Below are 776 nucleotides of genomic sequence, written 5' to 3' on the forward strand. Positions count from 1 at the left end.
CTTCACTCATTACATATAAAGAGATTAATCAACTAATCGTTGATTAATCTCTTTTTTGTTTTTCGATTGTTTTTTTATTTGCTGTTATATCTTTTAAATTTAGTAATAAAAAAACAATTATTTTGAGTGTTTTTTTGTGGTTTTTAAGACGAGTAAAACGAGTCTTTTCTTATCTTGATACTATAGGTAACTATTTCGATTTAGGTCGATAGCATTCAAACCATTGTCATTTCTGGTTTCAGGCACAAAAAAAGTTGCTTTTTCATACCTATTATAGTAGAGTTTATGGTGACGAAACCAGAACTTTACAAGAAAGGAGAAAAAGCAACTTTTTTATATATAATGTTGAGAAAACAAAGTTGTTTTTATGTGTTATAACATGGAAAAGTATACAGAGAAAAAACAAAGAAATCAAGTATTTCAAAAATTTATTAAACGACATGTGAAAGAAGGACAAATGGATTTGATAAGGGAGTGCAATACATTCTTGAGTTTTGTGGCAGATAAAACATTAGAGAAACAGAAATTGCATAAATCTAATTTATGTAAAAATCGATTTTGTCCTGTATGTGCGTGGCGAAAAGCGAGAAAAGATGCGTTAGGTTTATCATTGATGATGCAATATATTCAACAAGAGGAGTCAAAATCATTTATATTTTTAACACTTACGACCCCAAATGTTACAGCTGAGCATTTAGAAGGTGAGATACAAAAGTATAATAAATCATTTAAAAAGATGATTGAACGTAAAAAGATTAAGTCTATTGCGAAAGGTT

At 28.5% G+C, this 776-nt stretch carries 1 protein-coding gene; it reads left to right on the top strand.

Annotated features, from left to right (window positions below; translation table 11 throughout):
• Positions 1-379: 379 nt before the first annotated feature.
• On the top strand, positions 380-776 hold a 397-nt coding region (locus FOJ82_RS15950; protein ID WP_185975857.1), incomplete at its 3' end, for a protein rep.

The sequence above is a fragment of the Tessaracoccus rhinocerotis genome (assembly GCF_007197885.1).
GTDB lineage: Bacteria > Actinomycetota > Actinomycetes > Propionibacteriales > Propionibacteriaceae > Arachnia > Arachnia rhinocerotis.